The organism is Methylobacterium sp. 1A (genome assembly GCF_058072805.1).
The window spans coordinates 493,055-516,625 of sequence record NZ_JBYQVE010000001.1; the positions used below are offsets into that span (position 1 = coordinate 493,055).

General features: G+C 72.8%; 27 protein-coding genes and 1 tRNA gene. 20 read left to right on the forward strand and 8 right to left on the reverse strand.

All coding sequences use genetic code 11. The annotated features are described in order from the left end of the window. The first annotated feature begins 20 nt into the window (after positions 1-20). Complete coding sequence (locus tag ACX9MN_RS02380) at positions 21-1,313, forward strand: O-acetylhomoserine aminocarboxypropyltransferase/cysteine synthase family protein (RefSeq protein ID WP_100252158.1); 1,293 nt, start codon at positions 21-23, stop codon at positions 1,311-1,313. Between the two features lie 130 nt (positions 1,314-1,443). Here ACX9MN_RS02380 and ACX9MN_RS02385 read toward each other — a convergent pair whose 3' ends face one another. Both ACX9MN_RS02385 and ACX9MN_RS02390 read right to left on the reverse strand, forming a co-directional pair. After that, positions 1,444-2,613, reverse strand: coding sequence for an acetyl-CoA acetyltransferase (locus ACX9MN_RS02385; RefSeq protein ID WP_091679956.1), 1,170 nt, complete (start codon positions 2,611-2,613; stop codon positions 1,444-1,446). 200 nt (positions 2,614-2,813) lie between these two features. Next, positions 2,814-3,383, reverse strand: a complete 570-nt coding sequence (locus ACX9MN_RS02390) for an NUDIX domain-containing protein (RefSeq protein ID WP_100252159.1) — start codon at positions 3,381-3,383, stop codon at positions 2,814-2,816. Positions 3,384-3,512: 129 nt separating this feature from the next. Here ACX9MN_RS02390 and ACX9MN_RS02395 point away from each other — a divergent pair, with 129 nt between their 5' ends. From ACX9MN_RS02395 to ACX9MN_RS02425, 7 genes are read left to right on the forward strand one after another with little or no spacing between them, the layout of a single operon-like run. Then, on the forward strand, positions 3,513-4,016 hold the full coding sequence (locus ACX9MN_RS02395) for a hypothetical protein (RefSeq protein ID WP_100252160.1): 504 nt from the start codon (positions 3,513-3,515) through the stop codon (positions 4,014-4,016). Further along, entirely contained in the window at positions 4,013-4,264 is a 252-nt protein-coding gene (locus ACX9MN_RS02400) for a monovalent cation/H+ antiporter complex subunit F (protein WP_020093421.1), read from the forward strand. The genes ACX9MN_RS02395 and ACX9MN_RS02400 overlap by 4 nt, the downstream gene beginning before the upstream one ends. After that, complete coding sequence (locus ACX9MN_RS02405) at positions 4,261-4,545, forward strand: monovalent cation/H(+) antiporter subunit G (protein ID WP_100252161.1); 285 nt, start codon at positions 4,261-4,263, stop codon at positions 4,543-4,545. The genes ACX9MN_RS02400 and ACX9MN_RS02405 overlap by 4 nt, the downstream gene beginning before the upstream one ends. After that, positions 4,542-4,793, forward strand: coding sequence for a Na(+)/H(+) antiporter subunit B (locus tag ACX9MN_RS02410; protein ID WP_100252162.1), 252 nt, complete (start codon positions 4,542-4,544; stop codon positions 4,791-4,793). The genes ACX9MN_RS02405 and ACX9MN_RS02410 overlap by 4 nt, the downstream gene beginning before the upstream one ends. Continuing rightward, on the forward strand, positions 4,790-5,566 hold the full coding sequence (locus ACX9MN_RS02415) for an MnhB domain-containing protein (RefSeq protein WP_100252163.1): 777 nt from the start codon (positions 4,790-4,792) through the stop codon (positions 5,564-5,566). The genes ACX9MN_RS02410 and ACX9MN_RS02415 overlap by 4 nt, the downstream gene beginning before the upstream one ends. Next, complete coding sequence (locus tag ACX9MN_RS02420) at positions 5,563-5,982, forward strand: sodium:proton antiporter (RefSeq protein WP_100252164.1); 420 nt, start codon at positions 5,563-5,565, stop codon at positions 5,980-5,982. The genes ACX9MN_RS02415 and ACX9MN_RS02420 overlap by 4 nt, the downstream gene beginning before the upstream one ends. After that, complete coding sequence (locus ACX9MN_RS02425; RefSeq protein WP_100252165.1) at positions 5,979-7,733, forward strand: complex I subunit 5 family protein; 1,755 nt, start codon at positions 5,979-5,981, stop codon at positions 7,731-7,733. Before ACX9MN_RS02420 ends, ACX9MN_RS02425 begins: the two co-directional genes overlap by 4 nt. 111 nt (positions 7,734-7,844) lie before the next feature. On the opposite strand, the gene ACX9MN_RS02430 is transcribed toward ACX9MN_RS02425, so the two are convergent. From ACX9MN_RS02430 to ACX9MN_RS02440, 3 genes are all read right to left on the reverse strand, one after another. Next, a tRNA-Thr gene (locus tag ACX9MN_RS02430) sits at positions 7,845-7,920 on the reverse strand. 109 nt (positions 7,921-8,029) lie between these two features. Beyond that, a complete protein-coding gene (gene aroB, locus ACX9MN_RS02435; RefSeq protein WP_100252166.1) occupies positions 8,030-9,169 on the reverse strand; it encodes a 3-dehydroquinate synthase in 1,140 nt (379 codons plus the stop codon). Between the two features lie 19 nt (positions 9,170-9,188). Further along, entirely contained in the window at positions 9,189-9,812 is a 624-nt protein-coding gene (locus ACX9MN_RS02440) for a shikimate kinase (protein WP_020093428.1), read from the reverse strand. Positions 9,813-10,056: 244 nt separating this feature from the next. Between ACX9MN_RS02440 and ACX9MN_RS02445 the strand changes: the two genes are divergently transcribed. The 3 genes from ACX9MN_RS02445 (at position 10,057) to ACX9MN_RS02455 (ending at position 11,798) form a co-directional block, all read left to right on the forward strand. Next, positions 10,057-10,209 (forward strand): hypothetical protein, encoded by a 153-nt coding sequence (locus ACX9MN_RS02445; RefSeq protein ID WP_012317685.1) that lies wholly within the window; start codon positions 10,057-10,059, stop codon positions 10,207-10,209. Beyond that, positions 10,206-11,150 carry a site-specific tyrosine recombinase XerD gene (locus ACX9MN_RS02450; protein WP_100252167.1) on the forward strand — a complete coding sequence of 315 codons (945 nt, stop codon included), beginning with the start codon at positions 10,206-10,208 and terminating at the stop codon, positions 11,148-11,150. Before ACX9MN_RS02445 ends, ACX9MN_RS02450 begins: the two co-directional genes overlap by 4 nt. A gap of 129 nt (positions 11,151-11,279) precedes the next feature. Beyond that, positions 11,280-11,798 carry a MarR family winged helix-turn-helix transcriptional regulator gene (locus ACX9MN_RS02455; protein ID WP_170862975.1) on the forward strand — a complete coding sequence of 173 codons (519 nt, stop codon included), beginning with the start codon at positions 11,280-11,282 and terminating at the stop codon, positions 11,796-11,798. Positions 11,799-11,861: 63 nt separating this feature from the next. Here the strand turns inward: ACX9MN_RS02455 and ACX9MN_RS02460 are convergent, their stop codons facing one another. Continuing rightward, the gene (locus tag ACX9MN_RS02460; RefSeq protein ID WP_042673136.1) at positions 11,862-12,227 is read right to left on the reverse strand and encodes a c-type cytochrome; all 366 of its coding nucleotides are present in this window, start codon (positions 12,225-12,227) and stop codon (positions 11,862-11,864) included. A 210-nt stretch (positions 12,228-12,437) separates the two neighbouring features. Then, positions 12,438-13,454 carry an NAD-dependent epimerase gene (locus ACX9MN_RS02465; RefSeq protein ID WP_100252168.1) on the reverse strand — a complete coding sequence of 339 codons (1,017 nt, stop codon included), beginning with the start codon at positions 13,452-13,454 and terminating at the stop codon, positions 12,438-12,440. 146 nt (positions 13,455-13,600) lie between these two features. Here ACX9MN_RS02465 and ACX9MN_RS02470 point away from each other — a divergent pair, with 146 nt between their 5' ends. The 7 genes from ACX9MN_RS02470 to xseA all read left to right on the forward strand — a co-directional run bounded on the left by ACX9MN_RS02470 (position 13,601) and on the right by xseA (position 19,671). After that, positions 13,601-13,831, forward strand: coding sequence for a hypothetical protein (locus ACX9MN_RS02470; protein WP_020093433.1), 231 nt, complete (start codon positions 13,601-13,603; stop codon positions 13,829-13,831). Between the two features lie 148 nt (positions 13,832-13,979). Then, positions 13,980-14,252 (forward strand): hypothetical protein, encoded by a 273-nt coding sequence (locus ACX9MN_RS02475; RefSeq protein ID WP_100252170.1) that lies wholly within the window; start codon positions 13,980-13,982, stop codon positions 14,250-14,252. A 104-nt stretch (positions 14,253-14,356) separates the two neighbouring features. Continuing rightward, the gene (locus ACX9MN_RS02480; RefSeq protein ID WP_020093435.1) at positions 14,357-14,614 is read left to right on the forward strand and encodes a DUF6894 family protein; all 258 of its coding nucleotides are present in this window, start codon (positions 14,357-14,359) and stop codon (positions 14,612-14,614) included. 67 nt (positions 14,615-14,681) lie between these two features. Then, positions 14,682-14,888 carry a ribosome modulation factor gene (locus ACX9MN_RS02485; protein ID WP_020093436.1) on the forward strand — a complete coding sequence of 69 codons (207 nt, stop codon included), beginning with the start codon at positions 14,682-14,684 and terminating at the stop codon, positions 14,886-14,888. After that, positions 14,888-16,204 carry an MFS transporter gene (locus tag ACX9MN_RS02490; protein ID WP_100252171.1) on the forward strand — a complete coding sequence of 439 codons (1,317 nt, stop codon included), beginning with the start codon at positions 14,888-14,890 and terminating at the stop codon, positions 16,202-16,204. The genes ACX9MN_RS02485 and ACX9MN_RS02490 overlap by 1 nt, the downstream gene beginning before the upstream one ends. Positions 16,205-16,386: 182 nt before the next feature. Then, positions 16,387-17,859: an MDR family MFS transporter gene (locus ACX9MN_RS02495; protein ID WP_100252172.1), complete on the forward strand. Its 1,473-nt coding sequence runs from the start codon at positions 16,387-16,389 to the stop codon at positions 17,857-17,859. A gap of 111 nt (positions 17,860-17,970) precedes the next feature. After that, on the forward strand, positions 17,971-19,671 hold the full coding sequence (gene xseA, locus ACX9MN_RS02500; protein ID WP_100252173.1) for an exodeoxyribonuclease VII large subunit: 1,701 nt from the start codon (positions 17,971-17,973) through the stop codon (positions 19,669-19,671). Positions 19,672-19,720: 49 nt separating this feature from the next. Here xseA and ACX9MN_RS02505 read toward each other — a convergent pair whose 3' ends face one another. Continuing rightward, positions 19,721-20,473: a GNAT family N-acetyltransferase gene (locus tag ACX9MN_RS02505; RefSeq protein WP_100252174.1), complete on the reverse strand. Its 753-nt coding sequence runs from the start codon at positions 20,471-20,473 to the stop codon at positions 19,721-19,723. 125 nt (positions 20,474-20,598) lie between these two features. Between ACX9MN_RS02505 and ACX9MN_RS02510 the strand changes: the two genes are divergently transcribed. Further along, a complete protein-coding gene (locus tag ACX9MN_RS02510) occupies positions 20,599-22,026 on the forward strand; it encodes an alpha/beta hydrolase (protein WP_100252175.1) in 1,428 nt (475 codons plus the stop codon). Further along, positions 22,023-23,570, forward strand: a complete 1,548-nt coding sequence (locus ACX9MN_RS02515; protein WP_489723639.1) for a GMC family oxidoreductase — start codon at positions 22,023-22,025, stop codon at positions 23,568-23,570. The genes ACX9MN_RS02510 and ACX9MN_RS02515 overlap by 4 nt, the downstream gene beginning before the upstream one ends. Position 23,571: the final 1 nt, after the last annotated feature.

A 23,571-nucleotide genomic window follows, 5' to 3' on the forward strand; every position in this document is an offset into this window, starting at 1 on the left:
TGAACACCCGACCGAGAGCCATGACGGACCAGAACCGACCGCACCGCTTCGCGACCCGGGCCATCCACGCCGGCGCGGCGCCCGATCCCGCCACGGGCGCCCGGGTCCAGCCGATCTACTTCACCAACGGCTTCGTCTTCGACTCGACCGAGCAGGCCGCCGACATCTTCGCGGGCCGCCGGACCGGCTTCTCGTATTCGCGCGGATCCAATCCGACCGTCGCCGCGCTGGAGCGCCGGATCGCCGACCTCGAGGGCGCGAAGGCGGGCGTGGCGGTGTCCTCCGGACAGTCGGCCATGCAGCTCATTCTGATGACGCTGTTGAAGAGCGGCGACGCCTACGTCGCGTCTCCGCGCCTGTTCGGCGGGTCGCTCGGCCTGATGCGCCGGCTCGACGGCCGCTACGACCTGAAGCCGCGCTTCGCGCGCGGTATGGCCCCGGAGGATTTCGAGGCGGCGATCACCCCGGACTGCCGGGCCATCTTCTGCGAATCGATCGTGAACCCCTGCGCGTCGGTGGTGGACCTCGACGGCATCGCCGCGGTGGCCCGCCGCCACAACCTGCCGCTCGTCGTCGACAACACCCTCGCCTCGCCGGCCCTGATCCGGCCGATCGAGCACGGCGCCGACATCGTCTGGCACTCCACCTCGAAGTTCCTGAGCGGCTCCGGCCAGACCATCGGCGGCGTGATCTGCGACGCCGGCGGCTTCGACTGGGCGAAGGCCGGCGGCTACAACCTGATCACCGAGCCCTGGCCGGACTATGACGGGCTGGTGCTCACCGAGGCCTTCCCGGCGACCCCCTTCGCGGCGGCGTGCCGGTTCTTCGGCCTGCGGGACCTCGGGCCCGGCCTGTCGCCGATGAACGCGTTCCTGACGCTGATGGGGATCGAGACTCTGCCGCTGCGCATGGAGCGGCATTGTGCCAACGCGCGAGCGGTGGCGGCCTTCCTGAATGATCACCCGGCCGTGGCCTGGGTGAGCTACCCGATGTTGCCGGGCCAGACCGGCGAGGACCTCGCCCGCCGCTACACCCCGGACGGGCCGGGCTCGATCTTCACCTTCGCGCTGAAGGGCGGCGAGCCGGCGGCGCTGCGGTTCATCGCCGGCCTGGAGCTGATCTCTCACTTGGTGAACATCGGCGAGATCAAGTCGCTGGCGATCCACCCGTCCTCGACCACGCACCGGCAGCTGCCGGAGCACGAGAAGGCCGCCGCGCAGGTCGGGCCCGAGACCGTGCGGTTGTCGATCGGGCTGGAGAACGAGGCCGACCTCATCGCCGATCTCCAGCAGGCGCTGGATCGCCTCCTCTAGTCCGTCATCGCGAGCGCGGCGAAGCGACTCAGAGCCGCGCGATCTCGACGATCGTGAGGCCGCTGGATTGCTTCGCGCTGCCCGCGAGGACGGCCACGGCGGGCAGGGATTGGCCGCAACCGGGACGGCCTCAGCGCCGCCGCTCCAAGATCGACACGTAGTTGGCGACCGCCGCGCCGCCCATGTTGAAGATCCCGGCGAGCTCCGCCCCGGGCACCTGCATCTCACCGGCCTCGCCCATGAGCTGGAGGCAGGCCATGACGTGCATCGACACGCCGGTCGCCCCCACAGGATGACCCTTGGCCTTCAACCCGCCGGACGGGTTGATCGGCAGCCGGCCGCCCTTCTCGGCGAGTCCCTCGCGCACCACGCGAAAACCCTCGCCCGGGGCGGCGAGGCCCATCGCCTCGTACTCGATCAGCTCGGCGATGGTGAAGCAGTCGTGGGTCTCCACGAAGGAGAGGTCCTCATTGGCGATCCCGGCCTGGGCCCGCGCCCTCTCCCAGGCCATTCGCGCGCCCTTGAACTCCACCGGGTCGCGGCGGGACAGGGGCAGGATGTCATTGACGTGCGCCCGGGCGCGGAAGCCGATCGCCCGCTCCAGGCCCTCGGCGGTCTCGGCATCGGCCACCACAAGCGCCGCCGCCCCGTCCGAGATCAGCGAGCAGTCCGTGCGCCGCAGGGGGGCGGCCACGTAGGGGTTCTTCTCCGAGACCCGGTTGCAGAAGTCGAAGCCGAGGTCCTTGCGCAACTGCGCGTAGGGGTTGCCGACGCCGTTGCTGTGGTTCTTGGCGGCGATGCGGGCCAGCTCCTCGCTGCGGTCGCCGTAGCGCTGGAAGTAGCCCGCCGCGATCCGCCCGAACACGCCCGCGAAGCCGCCCTCGATGTCGGCCTCCTCCTTCCGGTAGGAGGCGCCCAGCAGGATGTCGCCGGTCTCAGCGACGGTCTTGGCGGTCATCTTCTCGGCGCCGATCACCAGGGCCACGCGGCCGCGGCCGCTGTCGACGAAGTCGAGGGCCGCGTAGAGCGCCGCCGACCCGGTGGCGCAGGCGTTCTCCAGGTGGGTCGCCGGCGCGTGGGCGAGGCCCGGCCGGTTCACCGCCACCAGCGAGCCCTCGAAGCCCTGCTTCGAGAAGCCGGTGTTCATCGAGCCCACGTAGATGCCGTCGACCTGCGACTCCTCGACGCCGGCATGGGCCAGCGCCTCGCCCGAGACCCGGGCGATCAGCCCCTCGACATCGGGCTCCTCGAGCTTGCCGAAGGGGGTGTGGGCCCAGCCCACGATGCAGGCGCGCGTCATCCGGTGACCTCCCGTGTCCGGCCCGGACGATGGGCCTGCGGCGGCCGGCGATCAAGACATGCGCGGATTGTTCGACGCGCCGGACACGCCGGACGAAACCCGCCCGGGCCCGGCTCAGCGCAGGTGAAAGGCCACCCACGCGACGCCGACGAGCACTAGCGCGGTCAGCAGCCCCCGGGCGAGCGCGCGTCGGCGGTGTCTCACGGGGCGAACAGCTCCGGGTGGCGTGCGCGGAGCGCCAGGATCAGGGCCAGCGTCTTCAGGTCGGTGATCTTGGCGCGGTCGGCGCGGGCGGCGAGCTCGGCCAGCGGCATCTCGACCACCCGGATGTTCTCGTGCTCGCCCTCGGCCCCGCCGCCCGCCTCCGCGCGATCCGCCCGGCCGTAGGGCGCGAGGTAGAGGTGGATCTTCTCGGTGGTCAGGCTGGCGCAGGAATAGGTGGCGCCGACGAACTCGAGCGCCCACAGGCGCAGGCCCACCTCCTCCAGCGCCTCCCGGCGGGCGTTCTCCTCCGGGCTGCCGGCGTCGATCAGGCCCGCCGGTGCCTCCAGCTGGACCTGCTCGCCGGCCGCGAACAGCGGCGGCACCCGCAGCTCGCGCACGAGCGTCGCGACCTTCCGCTCCGGGTCGTAGGGCAGGATCCCGACCGAGTTGCCGTGGTCCTCGATCTCGCGCTCGACGACGGCGCCGTCGGCGAGGCGCACCCGCGCGATCCCGAAGCGGCTCCAGCCCTCGTGGACGAAGCGGATAGTGAGGATCTCGGCTTTCATGGGCACTCCCACTCCTCATCGCCCTACACGGAACCGTGTCCCCGGGTTCCGGGAACGCCGACGACCGCGGCCACGTTTGGTCGGACACGCGCATGGTCACGCTTCCGCGGGGCGCGCCGGTCAGGATCGATGCGGGCAGGATCGACGCAGGCAGGACCGATCGGCGGGATCCGGAAGCGTTCGCGGCGGGACGGCGCCGCGATCTGGGTCGTCCTCGCGCTCACCTACATGGTCTTCGCCGGCTCGGTCAGCCTGAACGAGGGGATGGCCGCCGTCGGATGCGCCAGTCTCGGCACGCTCTGGTGGTGGGGCGTCGGACGGCCCGGCGGGCTGCGCTTCCGCTTCGACCGGGCGTCGCTCTACCCGCTCGGCCCGGCCGTCCGCGACATGCCGCGCCAGACCGCCCGCGTCGGGCTGCACCTCCTGCGCGCGATCCTCGGTCGCGCCGGCGGCGGCGCGACCCGCGAGCGGAGCGCCGCCGAGATCGCCTGGGCCACGCCGGAGGGCGACGCCGCGCCGGCGGCGCGGGCGGTCGGGTTGCTGGCCGCGTCGCTCGCCCCCGACAGCTACGTGCTCACCCTCGACCGCGCGCACGGAACGGTGGTGACGCACGGCCTTGAGGAGGCTCGATGAGCGTCTGGACGGTCGCCATCCTGGCGCTGCTGCCGCCGCTCGCCGTGGCCGCGGTCCTCGCGTGGCGGGGTCGGCCCGGCCAGCGTTTCGCCGCCTACCAGCTCGCCGGCAGCGTCACGGTCCTGATCCTGACGCTCATGGCTTTCGCCACCGACCAGGCGTCGATCACCGATCTCGCCCTCACCCTGGTCCTGCTCAACCTGCCCGGCACGATGCTGCTCGCGGTCTTCCTGGAGCGCTGGATATGAGCGTCGCGATCGGCTCGGTCCTGGTCCTTGCCGTGGCGTCCGCTTGGCTCGCGGCCCTCGCCCTCTGGCGCCTGCCCCGGGCGCTCGACCGGATTCACGCGCTCGCGTTCCTGAACGTCGCGGCCGCGATCCTCGTGACGGTGGCGGCCTTCCTGGCCGACGGCGTCTCCGGGCGCTCGCTCAAGATTCTGGTGATGATGGTGGTGTTCCTCGCCTGGGCGGCGGTGCTGTCGCACGTGTCCGGCCGGGCCGTGCTGATGCGCGAGAGCCGCTCGGCATGACGGTGATCCTGCCGCTGCTCTTCCTCTTCACAGCGATCTCCGGCACCGCCGTGGTCCTCGTGCGCGATCCTGCGCGGCAGGTCTTCGCCATCGCGGTCAACGGGCTCGTCCTGGCGATCCTGTTCGACGCCCTCCAGGCCCCCGACGTCGCGCTCTCGGAGCTGGCGGTCGGTTCGGCGGCGGTGCCGCTCCTCTTCCTCGTGGCCCTGATGGCCGTGCGGACGCAGCCGCCCGAGGAGGAATCGTGAGCCCGCGCGCCCGCGTCGCGCTCCTGGCCGTCGCGGGCCTCGTCCTCCTCCCGGGCGCGGCCGCGGTCATCGCCGGCCTGCCGCCCTTCGGATCGACGATCGCCCAGTACGGCGCGCGCATCAACGCGATCGTTCCGGAGGCCCGGCACGTCGCCAACATGGTCAGCGCGATCAACTTCGACCTGCGCGGCCTCGACACCCTCGGCGAGGAGTTCATGCTACTCGCCGCCATCACCGGGACGGTGGTGCTGCTGCGCGGGCGGCGCGGCGAGGGCACGACCGGGCGCGCCATGCGCCGGCCCGGCCGGGCCGTGATCCCGCGCTCCGAGGCCGTCGTGCTCGCGTGCCGCGTCGCCAGCCCGCTCACCGCGCTGTTCGGCCTCTACGTCGTGCTGCACGCGACCGTCACGCCGGGCGGCGGCTTCCAGGGCGGCGTCATCCTCGCCTCGGGCACCCTCCTCATCTACCTCGGCGAGGGCTATGCCGGCTGGCGCGACGCCATCCGCAGTCACTGGCTCGATGCCCTGGAGGGTGGCGGCGCGCTGCTCTTCGCCCTGTGCGGGCTCGTGCCGATGCTCACCGGCGCCGCTTTCATGCAGAACATCCTGCCGCTCGGCACCTTCCGCGACCTGTTCTCGGGCGGCCTGATGCTCGTCGAGAACCTCGGCGTCGCCCTGGCGGTGACGGGCGGCTTCACGCAGCTCTTCCTGGAATTCATGGAGGAGACCCGCGCGGCCGACGCGCCCGAGGAGCCGGGGGAGGAATCCGCGTGAGTGCGGTCACCAGTGTCCTGCCCTACGCGGTCGCCGCGTGGCTGTTCGGAATCGGCCTCTACGGCATCGCCACGAGCCGCAACTTCATCCACCTCGTGGGCTGCCTCGGCGTGTGCCAGTCGGCGACCTACGTGCTCCTGCTCGGCCTCGGCTATCGCTGGGGCAGCATCGCGCCGATCTTCTACGACCACCCGCCGGGGACGCCCGCCGTGGACCCGGTCATGCAGGCGCTGGTGCTCACCGACATCGTGGTCGGCGCGACGCTCACCGCCCTCCTCCTCGTCCTGACCATCCAGGCCTACAAGCGCGGCGGAAGCCTGGACCCGGAGAAGCTCCGGCCGATGCGCGCGGGCGGCCGGTCCGGGCGCGATGCCGGAACCAGCCGCGCGCGCGACGCGGAGCGGGGCGGCCCGTGACCGTCCTCCCGGCCGCCCTCCTGCCCCTGCCCGTCGCGATCCCGCTCGTGGTCTGCGCCGCGATGCTGGCGACCGCGCACGTCCTGCCCGGCCGCCTCCCCGACATCCTGGCGACGCTGGCGGCGCTCACCGTCGCGGTGCTGTGCGGCATCATCGCCAGCCACGCCGCCGGCGGGCCGCTGGTCTACTGGTTCGGCGGCTGGGAGCCCCGCGACGGCGTCCACCTCGGCATCGGCTTCTCGGTGGACGAGGCCAGCGGCTGGGTCGCGGCCTTCATCGGGCTGCTCTACGCCCTGACCTTCGTGTTCGCCTGGGGCTTCTTCGACCGCACCCACGGCCACTTCCACATCCTGATGCTGCTGTTCCTGGCCGCCATGGTCGGGTTCTGCTTCACCCGCGACATGTTCAACCTGTTCGTGTGGTTCGAGGTGATGAGCGTCGCGGCCTTCGCGCTCACGGCCTACCATCTGGCGGAGTCGTCGCTGGCGGGCGCCATCAACTTCACGGTGGTGAACAGCCTCGCGGGCTTCCTGATGCTCGGCGGCATCGGCCTGATCTACGCCCAGACCGGCACGCTCGACTTCGAGGGCATCGCGGCCGCGGTGGCGCGGGGCGGCCGGGATCCGGTGGTGGCCGGGGCGTTCTGCCTCGTCGCGGCCGCCCTGATGATCAAGGGCGCGATCGTGCCGTTCCAGTTCTGGCTCGCCGACGCGCACGCGGTCGCGCCGAGCCCGGTCTCGGTGATCTTCTCCGGATCGATGGTCTCGCTCGGCCTGTTCGGGCTCGCGAAGGTGAGCGCCGTCGTGTTCGGCGGCTCCGATCAGGTCCAGCACGCCCTGCCGGGGCTCCTCATCGGCCTAGGCAGCTTCACCGCCCTCCTGGGCGGCTGGATGGCGCTGCTGCAGCGGCACCTCAAGCGGCTACTCGCCTTCTCGACCATCTCGCACGCCGGCATCATGCTCACCGGCCTCGGCGCCCTCTCGGTCGACGGGACCGGCGGGATGCTCGTCTACGTGGTCGGCCACGGGCTGGTGAAGGGCGCCCTGTTCATGATCGCTGGCATCCTGCTCGCCACCCAGGCCAGCATTGACGAGATCGCCCTGCGCGGCCTCGGACGGGGGATCTGGCCCGCCGGCGTCGCCATGGCTCTGGCCGGGCTGCTGCTCTGCGGCCTGCCCCTCGGTGTGCTCGACCAGGGCACCCGCCTCGTCCAGGGCGCGCTCTGGCAGCAGGGGCACGGGGTGGCGCTGGCGGCCGGTGCCATCGGCGCGGCGCTGACCGGGGCCGCGGTGCTGCGGGCCGCGGGCCGGATCTTCCTCGGGCTCGGGCCCGATCCCGGCGACGAGGCCGGCGCCCCGAGCGCGGACGAGCGCGAGAAGGCCAACCGGCCGCTCTGGCTGATGCTGGCGCCGTGCTGCCTTCTCCTCGCGCTCGATATCGGTCTGCCGGCGGCTCTCATCGAGCACGCCCTGCCGCGGGCGGCGTCGGCCTTCATGCACCGGCCAACCGTGCACGCGCTAGCGGAGGGGCCCGGCTGGCTCCCCTGGGCCTCGGTCGCCGCCGCCCTGGCCGGCGCGGGCTACGGGCTGTTCCGCAAACACCTGCCCGCGTTCGTGGTCCGGCCGGTCAGCGCGACGCAATCGGCGCCGACCCGCGTGCTGGAAATGCTCCATAGCGGCTTGATCGGCGATTACGCCGCCTGGCTCGCCGTGGGCGTGGCGGCGATCGCGGCCGTGCTGGCCATCGCCTGAGCGCGCCGGTCGCCGCGCGCCTCAGCCGAGGGGCTCACGCGGGCTCGAGCCGGCACAGGCCATCGGCCAGCGGCTCGCTCGTGTATGCTTTCGGGAAACGCCTGGGGGAAATGGTGCCGCAAGAGGGATTCGAACCCCCGACCCCCTCATTACGAATGAGGTGCTCTACCAGCTGAGCTATTGCGGCCCTGGCCCCGACGGGACCGTCGGCGGCGCGCGGTGACCGGCGCCGGACGTGGCAGGCTCATAGCGGCCTGGCCTGCGTTAGGCAAGGCCACAGCAGGCGCTCGCGAGCGTCAGGCGGCTTGGTCCGACGCCAATTCATCCTGCAGGAACGCTGCCACCTCCGCCCGGTCCACGCCGGGGGCGATGAAGCTCTGGCCGATCCCCCGCGCGAGGATGAAGGTCAGCGCGCCGTCGCGGACCTTCTTGTCCTGGGTCATCGCGTCGAGGAGCGCCTCGGCGTCGCCGCACCCGCCCGGAACGGCCTGCAGACGGGTCGGCAGGCCGGCGAGCGCGAGATGGTTGGCGACCCGGCCCGCATCCTGGCCGGCGCAGAGCCCGAGGCGTGCCGAGAAGCGGAAGGCGAGCGCCATCCCGATCGCGACGCCCTCGCCGTGGACCAGGCGGGCGGAATCGTAGCCGGTCAGGCGCTCCAGGGCGTGGCCGAAGGTGTGGCCGAGATTGAGCAGCGCCCGCTCGCCGTCCTCCCGCTCATCGCGGGTGACCACCGCGGCCTTGGCCCGGCAGCAGGCGGCGACCGCCTGCTCGCGCTCCGGGCCGCCGGCGAAGATCCCGCGCCAGTTCGCCTCGCACCAGTCGAAGAAGCCCGGATCGGCGATCAGCCCGTACTTGGCGACCTCGGCGTAGCCGGCGCGCATCTCGCGCTCGGACAGGGTGTCGAGGGCGGCCGTGTCGGCCAGGACGAGGCGCGGCTGGTGGAAGGCGCCGATCAGGTTCTTGCCCAGCGGCGCGTTGATGCCGGTCTTGCCGCCGACCGAAGAATCGACCTGCGCGAGCAGGCTCGTCGGCACCTGCACGAAGCGCACGCCGCGCCGCAGGGTGGCGGCCGCGAAGCCCGCGAGGTCGCCGACCACGCCGCCGCCCAGTGCCACGACGAGGTCGCCGCGCTCGACCTTGAGGGCGAGCAGACCGTCGCAGACCTCCGCGTAGCCCGCGTAGGATTTGGAGGCCTCGCCCGGCGCCACCGTCACCACGCCCGCCTGGAGGCCGGCGCGCTCCAGGCTGGTTCGCAGCCGCGCGGCGTAGAGCGCGCCGACCGTCGCGTCCGTCACGATCGCTGCCCGGCGGGCCCCGAGCGCGGCGACCGCGGTGCCGGCGGTGTCGATCAGCCCGCGTCCGATCTGGATGTCGTAGGCGCGGTCGGCGTCGAGGGGCACGTGGACGGTCAGGAGGTCCGGACGGGGCTCGGTCATGGATCGGTTCGCTCGGGTCTCACTGGGCGGCCACGGGGATGGATCCTTCGCCGCTGAGATGGGCATCCAGCGCCTCCAGCACGTCCTGGACGACCCGGTCGTGCGAGACCTCCCGCGAGATGACCATCACGTCGGCTGCGGCGTAGACCGGGTGGCGCACGGCCATCAGGTCTCGCATCGTCGCCTCGGGATCCTCGGTCTGCAGCAGCGGGCGGTTGCCGCGCTTGCGCACGCGCCGCATCAGCACGTCCAGATCGGCCTTCAGCCAGACGGAGACCGCCGATTCCGCGATGCGCGCGCGGGTCGCCTCGCGCAGGTAGGCGCCGCCGCCCGTCGCCAGGACCAGCGGACCGGCCCGCAGCAGGCGCGAGATCACCCGCTCCTCGCCGTCGCGGAAGCTCGGCTCGCCGTAGATCGCGAAGATGTCGGGGATCGTCAGGCCGGCCGCGGCCTCGATCTCGATGTCGGCATCCTTGAAGATCAGGCCGAGGCGGCTCGCTAGACGGCGGCCGACGGTGCTCTTGCCCGCTCCCATGAGGCCCACGAGCACGATCGAGCGCAGGCCGAGCGCGCGGCGCAGACGCGCCTCGATCGGTTCCCCCGCCTCCTCCCCGCTCATGGCCTCCTGCATCGACTCCTGCATCGCATCCGTGCGGCGTCCCCGCCTCTCCACCGGCCCCCGCGCGCCTGTCGCCCGGGCAGCCTCACATCCTGCGGCAGGCTCTTAGCGCGATTCAAGCGGCCTGCGAAACGCATCCCTGTGTCGTCGTGGGCCTTGTCAGCGCCTCGTTCACGTGGTCGAACCCGGGCATCGGCGGCGGCTCGGAGAAGGCCTTCGCCCGCCCCCTCCCCGCCGCCAGCGCCCGTCTGCCCGAGGTTCGACCGACGTGCCGACCCTGTTCCGTTTCTTTGCCACCCTCGCGATCCTGGCGGGTCTGGTCTACGCGGCCATGTTCGCGCTCGCGCATTTCGTCCAGCCGACGCCGCGGGAGATGAGCGTGACCATCCCCGCCTCGAAGCTGCAGCCGGGCAACCGTTGAGCGGGCCGGAGGGCAGCGGCGACGCCGCCCGGGCGCCCCGCCCCGAGGTCGCCGAGTACCTCGACATGCTGGCCGCCGAGCGCGGTGCCGGACTGAACACCCTGAGCGCCTACCGCCGGGACCTGGACGATTACCTCGACTATCTCGCGCGCTCGGGCACGGCGCTCGGCGACGTGGAGGCCGGCACGCTGCGGGCCTTCCTGATCGACCTCGAGACCCGGGGCCTGAAGGCGTCCTCGGCGGCGCGGCGCCTGTCCTGCGTGCGCGGTTTCCACAAGTTCCTCTATGCCGAGGGCGGCGCCGAGAGCGATCCGAGCGTCGCGGTGTCCGGTCCGCGCCGCGGGCGCGCGCTCCCCAAGGTGCTGTCCATCGCGGAGGTCGACCGGCTGCTCGCCACGGCGCAGGCGGCCGCCGCCGCCGATCAGGCCCCCGGCCCGGCCCGGCGGGCACGCCGGATGGCGTGCCTGCTCGAGTTGCTCTACGCCACGGGCCTGCGCGTCTCGGAACTGGTCGCCCTGCCCCGCGCGGCGGGCGCGACGCGCGAGCGCTACCTCATCGTCAAGGGCAAGGGCGGCCGCGAGCGCCTCGTGCCCCTGACCGATGCGGCCCGCACCGCGATGGCGGCGCATCTTCCGGCCGTGCCGGAGGACAACCCGTGGCTGTTTCCCGCCGACAGCGACAGCGGCTATCTCACCCGGCAGGCCTTCGCCCGCGATCTCAAGGTGCTGGCCTCGGCAGCGGGGCTCCACCCGGATCGGGTGAGCCCCCACGTGCTCCGCCACGCCTTCGCGAGTCACCTCCTGCAGAACGGCGCCGACCTGCGCATCGTCCAGGAGCTGCTCGGCCACGCCGACATCTCGACGACGCAGATCTACACGCACGTCCTCGACGAGCGCCTGAAGGCGATGGTCCGCGATCTGCATCCGTTGATGGATGGCTGAGCGCTGCCGGGCGGATGGTGTGGCAACTCTCGGTCGGTCGCCCCAATTGTATACGTTTAGCGAACTGCCTAGAAGTAGCCCCTCGCCATACCGGTACGCGAGCCAGCCTTTACCAGAGAGAGTTTTCCTATGTCAGGCCCCACGGCCTCGCAGATCGGCATCGAGCCGGATCGAGCGGGGCACACGCGTGCCGACCAGCTTTCGCAGCGGGAGCGGCAGCGCCTCGACAATCAGCTGTGCTTCGCGGTCTACGCCGCCGCGCACGCGTTCGGCCGCGCCTACCGCAACCTCCTGGGGCGCCACGAACTCACCTATCCGCAATACCTCGTCCTGCTGGTCTTGTGGGAGCAGGACGGATTGTCGGTCAAGGAGATCGGGAACCGCCTGTTCCTAGACTCGGGGACGCTGACGCCGCTCCTGAAGCGCCTGGAAGCCTCCGGGCGGGTGCGCCGCGCCCGCGACCGGGTCGACGAGCGTCAGGTCAGCATCTTCCTCACCGCCGCCGGCGAGGCCCTGCGCGAGGAACTCGCCTGCCTGCCCGACGAGGCGGGGGGCATGACCGGTCTCGATATCCAGGGCCGCAAGGACCTGCTTCACGATCTCGTCACGCTCAGGCTGAGCCTGCAGGCCGGCCTCACGACCGACTAGGGCGCGGCCGGAGCGCCGGGAGCGGCCGGGCGGCCGCTCCCGGTTCGTGCCGATCTTCGCGTCTCAGGACTGCGTCTTGAGGTAGGCGATGACGTCGTTGATCTTCTTGTCGTCGGGGTAGCCCTGGAAGATCATCTTGGTGCCGGGCACCTTCGCCTTCGGGTTCTTCAGCCACTCGTGCAGGTTGGCCTCGTCCCAGGTGATGCCGGAGTTCTTCAGGGCGGCGGAGTAGTTGTAGCCCTCGTAGGTGCCCGCCTTGCGGCCGACGACGCCCTTCAGGTCAGGACCCACGCCGTTCTTCTGGAAGTTGTGGCACGCCTTGCAGGGGGCGAACGCCTTCTCGCCGGCCGCGGCGTCGCCGGCGTCCTGGGCCTGCGCGGCGAACGGCATCACGACGGCAAGGACGGCGCCGAAAACGAGTGAACGCATGGATTTCCTCCTGTTGGCCGCCGCTTGGGCAGCGATGCGGGCAGAGCTTGCCTGCCTGGAACAGCTCTAAATGAATGTGCCCGGCGCGCGCAACGGCCCAGTCTGGGATAGCCGTCATCCGGGGCCGGTTGGCGGCTGCTGCGGGCCGCCGCCCCACTCAACACCGCGTGAACGGATTGGCTCCGTGCGACGGCGCGCGGCGCCGTTCCCTCAGATTCCGTGATAGGTCCGATACCAGTCGACGAAGCGCCCGATCCCCGTCTTCAGTGGCGTGGCGGGCCGGAAGCCGGCGTCCCGCACGAGGTCGTCGATGTCGGCGTAGGTCGCCGGGACGTCCCCGGGCTGCATCGGCAGGAGGATCTTCTCCGCCTTGCGGCCCAGGGCGTCCTCGAGGAGCGCGATCATATCCAGGAGCGCCACCGGCTCGTTGTTGCCGATGTTGTAGATCCTGTAGGGGGCGGAGCTGGTCCCGGGATCCGGCGCCGCGCCGCTCCACGCGAGGTCCGGCGCGGCCGGCCGGTCGGCCAGGGCCCGGATCCCCGCGACGATGTCGTCGATGTAGGTGAAGTCCCGGAGCATCCGCCCTTCGTTGAACACGCGGATCGGTTCGCCCGCCAGGATCGCGCGGGTGAACAGGTACAGCGCCATGTCGGGCCGGCCCCAGGGGCCGTAGACGGTGAAGAAGCGCAGGCCCGTCGTCGGCAGGCCGTAGAGATGGCTGTAGCTGTGCGCCATCAGCTCGTTCGCCTTCTTGGTCGCGGCGTAGAGGCTGAGCGGATGGTCGACGTTCTGGTGCACCGAGAACGGCATCGCGGTGACGCCGCCGTAGACGGAGCTGGAGGACGCGTAGAGGAGGTGTCCCACGCCGCCGTGGCGGCAGGCCTCGAGGACGTTCAGGAAGCCGACGAGGTTGCTCGCCGCGTAGGCGTGCGGATCGGTGAGCGAGTAGCGCACGCCGGCCTGGGCCGCGAGGTGGATCACCGTGCGGAACGCGTGGCGGCGGAACAGCGCGTCGAGGCCGCCGCGGTCGGCGAGGTCGAGGCGCGCGAAGCTGTAGCCCGGGAAATCCGGGAGGCGTTGCAGCCGGGCTTCCTTGAGGCGCACGTCGTAATAGGCGTTGACGCTGTCCAGCCCGACGACCTGCCGGCCCTCTTCGAGGAGGCGCAGGGCGAGCTGGTTCCCGATGAAGCCGGCCACGCCGGTGATCAGAACAGGTGGCAGGGACATGCGCGCGGACCGACGGGCTGACTGGCCGCCCGGGGTCGAGCTGTAGCATGGGGTATGGGCGCGACAAATCGGTGTCCGACATGAGCCTGCCGACGCTCCGAGCGGCCTGTCGCGCGGGCGCGTGACGCGCTAGGCTCGCGGCTGCCGTGCAGCCCGATCCGAGACCGCTCCCCGACAGCCTGACGCGCCTGCTGACCGTGCCCGAGCAGCGCCCGGTCCGGGCGCGTCCCGAGCCTTCGCGGAGGGAGCGGGCTTCGGAGCCGCGCTCCGCACACGCGGCGCTGGAAGCGGCGATCCTCCGCGGCTTCGTGTTCGGTCTCTCGGGGCTCGTCTGGCTCGTCGTGCTGGCGCTGTCGGTCCGGCATATCGCGCACTGATCGCGCCCCGAGCCCCCCGCAGCCCCGGCGTGACGCTGTGGATATCGGTGGTGCGCCTGTTCGCCCGCGTCCTCAATCAGTACGCGAACAGCCAAGTTCGCTATTGAGGCGGCCAGACCGGGGGCGGCTCGACGGCGAGGATGGGACGATGTCTCTGACAGGGCGTTTCTGGTTCCGGAAGACCTGGACGGGGCGGCTGGTGCTCCTGGTCGAGGAGGAGCGCCCCCGCTGGTTCGGCCGCGGCTCCGGCAAGCCGCGCTGGCGCAACGCCAAGCTCCTCGATTTCGCCGAGCCCGAGCTGCGGCCGCTCATGGCGATGGAGAAGCAGCACCGCGCGGGCGGTTCCAGCGGCCAGGTGCGGGCGCTGCGCCCGGTCCCGGCCGCGCCGGCCGCGCCGGCCGCGCGCGCCGCGCACGGCTGAGGGCCGAGGCAGGGGCGCGCGCCGCATCTGGTCCGACGCGCGGCTATCACCACCTGTCGTGGGTCGCTCCGCCCGGGGCGGCACTCCTGCAATCGGTGAAGACCATGCCGCGCTACTTCTTCCACACGCAGATCGGCGAGGACGTCATCTCCGACCCGACCGGGATCGAGCTGCGGGATCCGGACGCGGCCTGGGAGGCGGCGCGGGAGACGATCCGCGCCGCCCTGCGCCAGCCGCAGGATCAGGCCCGGCTGATGACGGCGTGCCTCGTGGTCACGGACGACGACGGCGAGGTCGTGCTGGAATTCCCGTTCAGCGAGGCCGTGGCGCTGCCCGCCGACGCGGACCCGACGCGTCACTGAGATCGGCGACGCGCGCGCTCCGCGCCCTACATCGCGCCGCAGCCCACCGGAACGGAGCTGCGCCCGTATGGATACGCCACCGAACGACCTCGATGCCCGCGCCCTCGGCCGGGCCGCGCCCGCCAAAGGGCTCGCCCGGGAAGCCTGCCCCTACGCGGAGGGGACGGAAGCGCGCGCGCTCTGGCTGGCCGGTTACGACGCGGCCCTGGCGGAGGGCGAGACGCCCGTGACCGGCGGTCTCGCCAAGCACCCGGTCGACGGGTCGGCCCGCTGATGGACGCCCGGACCGCACCGCATCCCGGCGCGCATCATTCGACTCTCGACCGCAAGTCGGTCGGGGCCGTCGTCCTGGGCAACGCCCTCGAATTCTACGACTTCACCGTCTACGCCTTCTTCGCCAAGCCGATCGGCGAGGCCTTCTTCCCGGCGAACGACCCGACCCACAGCCTGCTGGCATCGCTCGCCCTGTTCGGCATCGGCTACGTCATGCGGCCCATCGGCGGTGTGCTGATCGGCGCCTTCGCGGACCGGGCCGGCCGCAAGCCCGCGATGCTGATCACCATCGCGCTGATGGCCGTCGGCATGCTCATGCTGGCCGCCTGCCCCTCCTACGCGACGATCGGCGGCTGGGCGCAGGTCATCGTCATCGCCGGACGCCTCGTGCAGGGCCTCGCCCTCGGCGGCGAGGTCGGTCCCTCGACCGCCTTCCTGCTGGAGGCCGCGCCCCCGGACCGGCGCGGCTTCGTGACGAGCTGGCAGATCGCCAGCCAGGGCTGCGCGGCCCTGTTCGCCGGGATCATCGCGACCGCCCTGGCGCTCGCGGTCGGCGACCAAGCGATGGCGCAGTGGGGCTGGCGGCTGATGTTCGCCCTCGGCCTGTGCGTCGTACCGGTCGGCCTCGTCATCCGCAGCCACCTGCCCGAGACCGCCGGCGCCGAGGAGGATCCGCACGCGGCGGCCTCGACGATGGCGGTGGTCGGCCGGCTCCTGCGCGAGCACGGCCGCCTGCTGGGCCTGACCTTCCTGGTCATCGCGGCCTCGACCGTGTCGAACGCGGTCGGCACCAACATGCCGGTCTTCGCGGGCGCGACCCTCGGCCTGAGCGAGACCGCCGCGACGGCGGTGCCGATCGCCCTCGGGCTCGCCTCGGTGATCTTCCCGCTGCTCGGCGGCTGGCTGGCCGACCGGTACGGGCGGCGACCGGTGATGATCTGGCCGCGGGCGCTGATCCTCATCCTGGCGGTCCCGGCCTTCGCCTGGGTGGTGCGGGCGCCGAGCGCTGCCAGCGTCTACGCGGTCACCTTCCTGCTCTCGGCGCTGTCGTCCATCAACGCGGCGGCCGTGATCGTCGGCATTCCCGAGGCCCTGCCGCGGGCGGTGCGCAGCGCCGGGTTGTCGATCGTCTACGCGGTCTCCGTCTCGGTGTTCGGCGGCAGCACGAACTACGTGGTGAACTGGCTGATCGCCGCGACCGGCGACCGGCTCGCGCCGGCCTACTACCTCGCCGCGTTCAGCCTCGTCGGGACGATCGCCGCGTTCCTGCTGCCCGAGACCCGCGGGAGGGACCTCGACGCCGACGCGGAGGCCTGAGTCGGTCGCGCCTGGGCATTTCGCATTATGTATGCACGGGCTGCATCGGGGCGCGTCATCCATGCGCCCATCGCGGGGCCGACGCCGAGCGCATGTGCGCCCGCGCACGGATCTCGCCGCGAAGAGGCCGGTTGCCCGAGCCAACGCTAGGTGTGCAGGCGCGGCGGGCCTAGATCGGCCCGATGCCCAAGTCCTTCGAGACGCGCCGCCCGCTGGTCCTCGCCGCGGTGATGGCGTCGATGTTCATGATCGCCATCGAGGCGACGATCGTCTCGACGGCGATGCCGCAGATCGCCGGTCATCTCGGCGACCTTCACCTCTACGCCTGGGTATTCGCGTCCTTCCTACTGACGCAGACGGCCACCACGGTGGTGTTCGGCAAGCTCTCGGACCTCTACGGACGCCGGCCAGTCCTGCTGTTCGGCATCGCGGTGTTCCTGGCGGGCTCCCTCCTGTGCGGGCTCGCGTGGTCGATGCCCTCGCTGATCCTGTTCCGCCTCATCCAGGGCGTCGGCGCAGGGGCGATCCAGCCGGTGAGCCTGACCGTCATCGGCGACCTTTACGCGGTGCGGGAACGCGGCAAGGTCCAGGGCTACCTCGCGAGTGTCTGGGGGATCTCGTCGGTCGCCGGCCCGCTGGTCGGCGGCCTGATCATCGGCCACCTGAGCTGGCCCTGGATCTTCTGGATCAACCTGCCGATCGGCGTGATCGCGGCCGGCCTGTTCCTGTGCTTCCTCCACGAGGGCGTCGAGCGCCGCCCGCGCCAGATCGACGCGATCGGTGCGGCCCTGTTCACCGCCGCCATCGCTGCGCTGATGATCGCACTGACCGAGGCGGGCGAGTCGGCCGAAGCGGCCCTGTGGCCGGCGCTGGCCTTCGTGGTGGCCGCGACACTGTTCGTCGTCCAGGAGCGGCGCGCGCCGGACCCGATGCTCGACATCCGCCTATGGTTGCAGCGCCCCATCGCGACCGCCAACACCGCGACGCTGCTCTCCGGCATGACGGTGATCGGTCTCACGGCGTTCCTGCCGATGTACGTGCAGGGCGTCATGCGGCAGTCGCCCCTGATCGCCGGCCTGACCCTGACCCTGATGGTGCTCGGCTGGCCGATCGGCGCCACGACGGCGGCGCGCAGCTTCGTGCGGTTCGGCCTGCGCCCGATCCTGCTGGTCGGCGCGACGCTTCTGCCCCTCGGCGCGGTCGCCTTCGTGGCCCTCGGGCCCGACACCTCCCCGGCGGTGGCGGCCTGCGGCTCGGTCGTGATGGGCCTCGGCATGGGCTTCCTGTCCACGGCCGCCATCGTGATCATCCAGGACAGCGTCGCCTGGGCGCAGCGCGGGGCGGCGACGGCCTCCAACATCTTCTCGCGCAACCTCGGCTCGACGCTCGGCGCGACCGTCCTCGGCGCGGTGCTGAATTACCGGCTCGCGAACCCGTCGAGCGGCCCGGCGGTGAACTCCGATCAGCTGCGGCGCCTGCTCGACGATCCGGCAAGCCTCGGGGCCGGCGGCGAGGCGATCCGGGCCGGCCTGGAGCACGCCCTGCACGGCACGTTCTGGACGGTGTTCGCCGTGGCGGGGCTGACCCTGCTCCTGTCGCTGCTGGTCCCGCCGGTGGCGATCTCCGACCGGCCGCGCGAGCTCGCCGTCGAGTGAAGGGAGCGGCATTCGCCGAGGGAGAGGCGCCGCAGGCGCGGCGCCGGCCGAGCGATCCCGTCTCCACAGCGGGCCTTTGACTGTCCCGCCGGAGGCCCCTAGCGTCGGCTCATGCCCCTCGTGCCGCCCCCGCGCCCCGCAGCCCAGCAAGCGGCGGACATCCCTCCGACCAGCGTGCTCAACGCCAACCAGCCGGAATGGTCGGTCGGCGAGCTCGCGGGCGCCCTGAAGCGCACCCTCGAGGACGCCTTCGGGCACGTCCGGCTGCGCGGGGAGATCTCCGGGTATCGCGGCCAGCACGGCTCGGGCCACGCCTACTTCTCCCTGAAGGACGGGCAGGCGCGGATCGACGCGGTGGTCTGGAAGGGCGTGTTCGGACGCCTGCGCCAGCGGCCGCAGGAGGGGTTGGAGGTCGTCGCCACCGGCCGCATCACGACCTTCGCGGGCAAGTCCTCGTACCAGATCGTCATCGAGAGCCTGGAGCCCGCGGGGCTCGGCGCCTGGATGGCGCTCTTGGAGGAGCGCAAGAAGCAGCTCGCGGCCGAGGGCCTCTTCGCGCCGGACCACAAGCGGCCTATCCCCTACCTGCCGCGGGTCGTCGGCGTCGTCACCTCGCCGACCGGCGCGGTGATCCGCGACATCCTCCACCGGCTAGAGGACCGCTTTCCCCGTCCGGTCCTCGTCTGGCCGGTGCGGGTCCAGGGCGACGGCGCGGCCGAGGAGGTCGCGGCCGCGATCCGCGGCTTCAACGCCCTCGCGGCCGGGGGGCCGATCCCGCGCCCGGACGTGCTCATCGTGGCCCGCGGCGGCGGCTCGATCGAGGATCTCTGGGCCTTCAACGAGGAATGCGTCGTCCGCGCCGCCTTCGCGAGCGCGATCCCGCTGATCTCGGCGGTGGGGCACGAGACCGACACCACGCTGATCGACTACGTCTCGGACCGCCGCGCGCCGACCCCGACGGGCGCCGCCGAGATGGCGGTGCCGGTCCGCGCCGACCTGATCGCCACGGTGGCGGACCTGTCGGCCCGCGGCCGGGGGGCGGTCGGGCGCCGGGTCGACCGCGACCGGTCGGACCTGCGCGCCCTCGGACGCGCCCTTCCGAGCGCCGACGCCCTGCTGGCGGCCAAGCGCCAGCGGCTCGACCTCGCCGAGGCGCGCCTCGCCCCGGCGCTGGCGGCGGGCGCGAGCCGCCACCGCGCGCGGCTCCAGCTGCTCCTCGACCGGATGGCCCGCCGCTCGCCCGACGTGGCCCTCGCCAACGCCCGCGCCCGGCTGGCGCGGATCGACCACCGGCCGCTCCACGCCCTGCGCAACGACGTCCAGCGCAAGGGCGAGGCCCTGGTCCAGCTCGGGCGCCGCCTCGTCGTCGCGCGCGAGGCCAGCCTGGAACGGGCCCGGGCGCTGCAGGCGCGCCGCACCGACCGGCTCCTCGCCCTGTCGGAGCGCCTCACCCAGGCGGGCGCGCGCGGCATCGAGCGTCGTCGCGACCGGCTCGACGGTCTGGCGGGCCTGCTCGGCTCGCTCAGCTACCGCGCGGTGCTCGACCGGGGCTACGTGCTGGTGCGCGACGCCGCGGGGCTGCCCGTCCGCCGCGCCGCGGAGGCGGCGGCCGCCCAGCGCCTCAGCCTGCAATTCGCCGACGGGACCGTGACGGCCGTGCCCGACGGGACGGCCGATCCGTCCCTGTCGGCCGCTCCATCCCCGGCCGCGAAGCCCGCTCGGCGCGGCGGCGCGGCCGCGCCGGCGACGGCCGGCAAGCGGACCGGCGCGAGCTCCGCCCCGACGCGGCAGGGCTCGCTGTTCGACGCCTGAAACGGTCGCCGCGGCCGGATGTAAGGGCCGGCCCGCGACCCCCCGCGTCTCAACCGGGCTCCGGTCCGACCCGGTAGTGATAGCGGTACAGTTCGCGCTCGAATCCGAGGGCGCTGTAGAGCGCCCGCGCCGGCGTGTTCGCGGCCACGACCTGCAGGCAGGCGGCCCGGGCGCCCTCCCCGCGGCCCCAGCGCAGCAGCGCGCCGACCGCGCGCCGGGCATGGCCGCGGCCGCGCAGGAGTTCGGGCGTCGCCACCGCCTCGATGACCATCAGCTCCCGGTCGAGCACCCCGAAGGCGATGGCGCCGATGCACCCCTCGGCCGCGGCCGCCGCGAAGGCCCGCGGCAGGGCCAGGGCCGCGACGGTGTCGCGGAACACCCGCGCGGCCGCTTCATCCGCGCGGTTCACCGCGTCGCGCAGGGCCAGCCAGTCCGGCCCGGGCGCCGCGGCGACCGCCACGGCCGGATCGGGCGCAATCGGCAGGTCGTCGAGACCGCGGATCAGCGTGCAGGTCTCGTCGACCACATCGTAATCGCTGCCGGCGAGGAGCGGCTCCATCTGCGGGGCGATGGCCGGCACGCGGAAGATCGGGCGCTGCCCCAGGCGGCCGTAGATCGCGCGCGCCGCCGCGATGGCCGGTCCGGGCGCGCCGCTCCCGCGCATGGGGTTCACGGAATTCTGCCGCTTCGAGCGGCCGCCGGCGGCGCGCAGCAGGTAGCCGTTGACCAGGAGCTCGCGCGGGCTCGGCCAAGCGTTGAGGCAGGCCTCCTCCACGCGCCAGGCCTGTTCGAGATCCGCCATCGCCGCCTCCTCCGATGCTCCTGATCGCACGCGGCCACGACTCGGCCAATGAGTCCGAGACAAGACTTCGGCCATGCGGCGTCGCGTACGCTTGAAGCATTCCGGCGCCGCGCGATGTCTCGCCGATGTCCGAGCCCGAAGTCCTGTTCTGCCTGCACTTTCTGGGCGGAAGTGCCCGAAGCTGGGAGCGTCTCGCGCGCGCCCTCGACGGGACGCCGTTGACTTGCGTGCCCGTAGACTTGCCGGGCTTCGGCGATGCCGCCGGCACGCCGGGCTACTCCGTCGCCGCCATGGCCGATCACGTGGCCGAGGCCATCCGCGCGCGGGCTCCGGCGCGCTACGCGATTGCCGGCCACAGCATGGGGGCCAAGGTGGCGCTGGCGCTCGCGCGCCGGGCCGAGGATGGCGAGGCGGGGCTGGCGGGGCTCACCGACCTCGTCCTGGTCTCCGGTTCGCCGCCGAGCCCGGAGCCGATCCCGGAGGACCGGCGCGCCGACATGCTCGCTTGGATCGACGCGGATCCCGAGACCCGGCGCCGCGAGGCCGAGGCCTTCGTGCGCGCCAACGTGGGCGACGGCCTGGATCCCGAGAGCGAGGCGCGGGCGGTGGCCGACGTCCTGCGGGCCGAGCCGGCCGCCTGGAAAGCCTGGCTCGAGGAGGGCGCCAACGAGGATTGCTGCCGCCGGGTCGGCGTCCTGCGCACCCCGGCGCTGATCCTCGCGGGGTCCGAGGATGCCGATCTCGGGCCTGACGCGCAGCGGGCCCTCACGGCGCCCCACCTCGCGCACCATCGTCTCGTCACCGTGGACGGCGTCGGCCACCTCCTGCCGCTGGAGCGGCCCGCGGCCCTGGCCGACCACCTGCGCGCCCATCTCGGTGACCGGCCCCGGCCGCCCATCGAGGCCGGCCCGGCGGTGCCGCCGGACTACGCGGCGCTGATCGCCTCCGAGCGCGTGAACAGCCGCCTCCGTGAGGCGCTCGCGGAACGCGCCGCGCCGGGCGATCCCGCCTATCGGCCGGCGGCCCTCGACCCGGTGGAACTCGCGATCCTGCGGGCCGCCCTCGCCCGCGTCGTGCCGGTGCCGCACCTCGATCTGGCCGGCCGCCTCGACCGGCGGCTTTCCTCCGGCGACGGGGACGGCTGGCGCTTCTCGACCCTGCCGCCGGACGCGGAGGCCTACCGCGCCGCCCTTCGGACGCTCGACGCCGCCGCCCGCATCGCCCGCAACCGCCCGTTCGTGACCCTCGACGCGGCCGAGCAGGACGGGCTGCTCACCCTGTGCGCGCGCGCCGCGCTGAAGGTTCCGGAGAGCCTCGGCGGCCGCCTCGACGCCGACCGGATGCGGTTCTGGTTCGAGGATCTCCGCGCCGACGCGGTCCGCCTCTGGCTCGGCCACCCGGCGGCCCTGGCGCGGATCGGCTTCTCGGGCATCGGTGCCGGCGGCGACCGGCCGGGCGAGATCGCGGACGGCCTGCCGGGCTTCCACGCCGTCGGACTCGACGCGCCGGAACCCTGGGAGCCGCGGGCGCTGCGGACGGAGGCGGGACGATGAACCTCGCGGGGATGCGGACCTACCGCGCGGACGAGGCCGTCGACGCGGTCGTGGTGGGGACCGGTGCCGGCGGCGCGCCGCTCCTCGCGCGCCTCGCCGCGGCGGGGCTGAAGGTCGTGGCCCTGGAGGCCGGACCGAACTTCACCCCGGAGCGCTTCGCCTTCGACGAGACGCTGGCCGACGAGATCTACTGGACCGAGGAGCGGCTGAGCGGCGGCTCGACCCCGGAGGCCTTCGGGGCGAACAACAGCGGCACCGGCGTCGGCGGCTCGACACTGCACTGGGGCGCCTTCGTGCCGAGGGCCGACGCCCGCGACCTCCGACTGCACACGGAGAGCGGCGAAGGGGTCGACTGGCCGCTGACCTACGAGGACCTGCTCCCGTTCTATGAGCAGGTCGAGCGGTTCCTCGGCGTCTCGGGCGCGCAGAGCTACCCGTGGGACGCCGGCCGCCGCTATCCCCTGCCCCCGGTCCCGCGCAACGGGCCGGCGCAGATCATGGCGCGGGCCTGCGAGGCCCGCGGCATCCGGTGGGCGGACGCGCCCGCCGCCGTGGTCTCGCGGGACTTCCAGTCCGAGGACGGGCCCCGCCGCAACGCCTGCATCAATTGCGGCTACTGCCACCAGGGCTGCCGCACGGGCGCCAAGGCCAGCATGGACGTGACCTACCTGCCCTACGCGGTCGCCCACGGCGCCGAGATCCGGGCCGAGGCCTTCGTCCATGGCCTGGAGCGGGGCGCCGACGGCCGGATTACCGGCGTGGTCTACCGGCAGGACGGCGCGGAGCGGCGGCAGCGCTGCGGCGCCGTCTTCCTCTGCGCCGGGGCGGTCGAGACGCCGCGCCTGCTGCTCCATCTCGGCCTGGCCAATTCCAGCGGCCAGATCGGGCGCAACTACATGGGCCACGTGGCGACCCAGGTCTGGGGCACCTTCGACCACGAGGTGCGCATGAACCGGGGCTATCCGTCCTCGCTGATCACCGAGGACTTCATCCGCGCCGGTGCCGACTTCGCCGGCGGCTACCTGATCCAGAGCCTCGGCGTGGTGCCGTTGACCTTCGGCAGCTCGGCGGCGCGGGGGCGCGGCCTGTGGGGGCAGCCGCTGCTCGACTACCTCGACCGCTACAACCACTTCGCCGGCATCGGCATCAACGGCGAGACGCTGCCCTGCGACGCCAACGTGCTGACCCTTGCCGACGAGACCGACGCGCACGGGATGCGCAAGGCCCATATCAGCTTCGGCTACAGCACCAACGAGAACCGCCTCAACGCGCACGCCACCAAGGTCATGCGCGATCTCTGGGAGGAGGCGGGGGCCGACGACGTCTGGGTGCTGGAGCGCGTCGCCCACACGCTCGGGACCTGCCGGATGGGCCGCGACGGGACGAGCGCCGTCGTCGACCCGCACGGCCGCAGCTTCGACATCGACAACCTGTGGATCTGCGACGGCTCGACCTTCCCGAGCTCGCTCGCGGCGAACCCGGCCCTGACCATCATGGCGCTCAGCCTGCGCAGCGCGGAGGCGTTCCTGACCGGCGGCTCCTGAG